This window comes from Pseudoalteromonas sp. Isolate6, from assembly GCF_022398435.1.
GTDB lineage: Bacteria > Pseudomonadota > Gammaproteobacteria > Enterobacterales > Alteromonadaceae > Pseudoalteromonas > Pseudoalteromonas galatheae.
Window position 1 is genome coordinate 1 of the sequence record NZ_JAKEVK010000296.1, and the last position, 4011, is coordinate 4011.

General features: G+C 41.6%; 2 protein-coding genes. Both read left to right on the forward strand.

The features are described from left to right. The coding region (locus tag L1D50_RS21980) for a M16 family metallopeptidase (protein WP_239966839.1) at positions 1–2635 on the forward strand (2635 nt) is incomplete at its 5' end. Positions 2636–2760: 125 nt separating this feature from the next. Beyond that, the coding region (locus L1D50_RS21985) for an HlyD family efflux transporter periplasmic adaptor subunit (protein WP_138522607.1) at positions 2761–4011 on the forward strand (1251 nt) is incomplete at its 3' end.

Here is a 4011-nt window from a genome sequence, read left to right on the forward strand (position 1 = left end):
GGCAATAACTTTATCTGGATGTTCAAACACATCAAATATAAGAAGTAATGAATTAAATAAATACAAACCTGAATTTATTAAAAAAGAGTTAAGTAACGGGTTAACGGTAATAGCGCACCAAGATAGCCGAGCGCCATTGGTAACCGTAAATCTTTGGTACAAGGTGGGTGCAAAAGATGAGCAAGCAAAACAGAGTGGTTTTGCCCACTTGTTTGAACATTTAATGTTTACGGGATCTAAGCATGCTCCAGATAATCACTTCACCGCTATGCAAAGTTTAGGAGCGCAAGAAGTGAATGGCACAACCAATCACGATCGCACTCGTTATTTTCAGACTATCCCAAAAGGTGCTTTAGATTACACGTTATGGCTAGAAGCCCATAGGATGCAGCACTTAACTCAAGCACTCGACAACACAAAGCTCGAGGCTGAAAAGCAAGTCGTGCAAAAAGAGTATCAGCAACGATATAGCAATCCTTTTAATGTCATGATGCAAACAATGGCACAAGCAGCGTACCCAAGTTCACATCCTTATCATTTACCACCCATCGGTAATATCGACGATGTTAAAACCGCTTCGTTGGATACAGTAACTCAATGGTTTAAGCAATATTATAAGCCCAATAACGCAGTGCTTGTGTTGTCCGGAGATCTCGATCCTATCCATGCCATCGAAAAGGTTGAGGCACATTTTAGCGCCATCTCAGCTGGACCTATCCCTATTAGCTACCAGCAATTGGCCGTTCCAAGTGTTGCTAAAAAACACCTTGTAACCACACATACACTGGATACACGCCAGCTACTTTTTTCTTGGCATGTGCCAGGCCGGAATACGCGTTATAACGAAACGTTTAACTTACTGGCAAAAGTGTTAAATAATCCAGATAGTAGCTACCTTCACCAAAAGCTTGTAGAAGAGCTTAAGCTTGCTCATTCTATTTCGTTTATGCACACCGAGCGCCAACTCTCAAGCCAGTTTGTCATAGCTGCAGAGTTGGCACCAAATATCACGACACAGCAATTAGAAAAAGCGCTGTTTGAAGCGCTCACAGCGTTGCAAAGTGAGCAAGATATGGCTGACGCATTAGCGAGAGCGGCTGAAGAATATGCCATTGAAGTTGCCAAACAGAGCGATATGATAAGCGGACAGTCTGGCAGAGCACACTTACTTGCTGCGGGTGAAGTTTACTATAACGATCCGCATTACTATTTTACTCGACAGCAAAAGCATCAAAATCTGACATGGCATGATCTCGTTGACGCAACACAAACTTGGTTGCAGCCGTCAAAAGCACTCACGATTTCTTACCTACCTGAACAATTAACGATACCAACCACCGAGTTGATAACAACTCCACCAGCAATTATCGAAACACCAGCACCAGCGCTACAATCGTTACACTCAAAAAATATTGGTGACAAGCAACTTGTGCACCTTGAACAGCCAAGCGATACAGAGTTTGCTCTAACTCTATCATCGAATATTGGATTTCTAAACGAGCCAACTCAGTTGCAGGGTATAACCGCGATATTAGCCAAAGCACTAAAAGCAAATGCGCTAACACAAGGCATAAACTTGAATACAAATCGCCATGCCCACACTACACATTTCAGTGTTGTTGCTCCCAATCAGCATAAAAATAAAGTGATGCAGTACCTTTTAAATCTCAAAAGTGGCAAGGTCCAGCTCTCCAACTCTCAATTTAATGAAGCCAAACAACACGTGCTAAATTATCTCGCACGTCTACAAGGAGATATGGAGAGCACGGCACTCAATGAAATATCGAACGTATTGCTTTTTGATGCTACCTTAGCACCGCTATCCGGCTTCGGACGCGTAGAGGCGGTCAAAGAACTACAACTGAGCGATGCCAATAACTACCTTCGCTTACTTTTCAATGAGAGCTTATCCACGTATACCTCTGTGGGTAATGAGAACATCGATCAACAATTAGATTATATTGCACCACTTCATCAGCATAGAGCTGACACCAAGCAGTCTTTCATTACGCGTTTACTGACGGATCATCAGCACCCACACCCTGATATACATATCATCGATAGACCAGAGATGAAACAAACCCTTATTGTCGCGGCACATGTGTTAAGTAATGGCGTCAATCAAAAAGCGAGAACGGCAAACGCACTGCTTGGCAGTGGTCCAACATCACGATTAAACCAGCTGATTAGGAGCGAAAAGCAATGGTCTTATGGAGGAGTAACCAAGCTTACACCTCTCACAACCCAACACACCCTATTTACCTTGATGGCACCCGTTACACCTAATGCTATGGGCGCAGCGTTGACTGAACTAAAAGCGCTTCTACAATCCCCCCTCAGTAGCGAACTTACTCCAAACGAATTGGCTCAAAGCAAACGCCAGAGTAAGGTTAGATTCACTAACTTACTGAGCAATAAAGCTAATTTAAGTTCATTTTTAGCCCTATCTGCTGAGCTTAATACTTTAAATGAGTTGGTTGATTTTGATTCTACACTACGGGCTATCTCATTGCAGAGCACCTCTGAAGCGATGAAAACCTTAACCAATGCCACCAATACACAGTGGATACTGATCGGTGACCGAACCAAAATAGAGACTCAGCTAGCCGCAAACTTTGTAAATTCAAAAATATAATCTTTTGTTTTATAAGGCTCTTTTTAGAGCCTTATAAAATGCTGTCATTTCTACCAGTTATATACCCTAAGCACAAAAAGTAATCTTGTATCTCAGTTCATCATCATATGACATTGAAGGTAAATATGGATACCAAGATCGAAAAACCAAAGTCAAAGAAAAGATTGAAAGTCGCTATGGGCCTGTTCGGGACATCCACCGCGATGATAGCCCTGTACTCTATGCAAGCACTTTCAATCCCAAGTAGCACGCAATCAGTTCCCTTCAACAGTATCTCAATTAGTACCGTGAAACAGGGCTCATTTACCAATAACTTGCCGCTTAGAGGTCAAGTAGAGCCGCGTAAAACAATCTATCTTGATGTTAAATCTGGCGGTGTGATTGAAGAGGTTTTTGTTGAGCCAGGCACATCCGTAGAAGCGGGAACACCTATCGCGAGACTATCCAATACAGATCTACAGCTTCAGGTGATCAGTCGAGAAGCACAAGTTACTGAGCAATTGAATTTTTTGCGTAATACAGAAATGGAGATGGAAACAAGCCGTCTGAACATTAAACGCGACATTATCGAGCTGGAGTTTCAGGTAACGCAGTTGCAACGCAAACTGGCTCATACTGAAAAATTAGCAAAAAAAGGCCTAGTCTCTCGAGAAGAACTTACCGAGCGTCAAGATGAGTTAGTGTATTACAAAAAGCAATTAGCACTGTCTTTGGAGCGCCAAAAAGCTGATGAAAAAATTCGCTCCGTTCAGCGAGAGCAACTAGAGAGCGGCAAACAGATGCTTGAACGCAATTTAGAGTACGCCAGACTAAATTTAGAAAACTTAGTTATCAAATCCCCCACTTCGGGATATCTGAGTCAACTTGATGCCGAGATCGGAGAATCAAAAGTGTCAGGCTCTCGACTTGGGCAAATCGATTTACCCAATGACAATATCCTTTCAGTTCGAGTAGACGAATATTACTTAAACATCATCCAAAAAGGCATGCAAGCTAACATTGATGTGGCAGGTAAAAAGTACACAACACAGGTATCTAAAATAGATAGCCAAGTTGATAACTCCCAATTTTATATTGAAGTAGATATTCCCACTGGCGTTGAGAATATAAAACGAGGACAAACTTTGGACGTTGAGTTAGTGATTGGTGATGAAAATAAAAATGCGATGCTATTAAAAAGAGGCGCGTTTTTTTCTGACACTGGTGGAAATTGGGTTTTTGTTTTAAATGATGACAACACCGCAGAACGAAGAAAAATAAAAATATCAGGGAAAGATAAAAGCAACTTCCAGATTAAAGACGGATTAAGAAATGGTGAAAAAGTCATCACATCGAGTTATGCACATTTCAACAGCGCAGAAAAGTTAATATTAAAA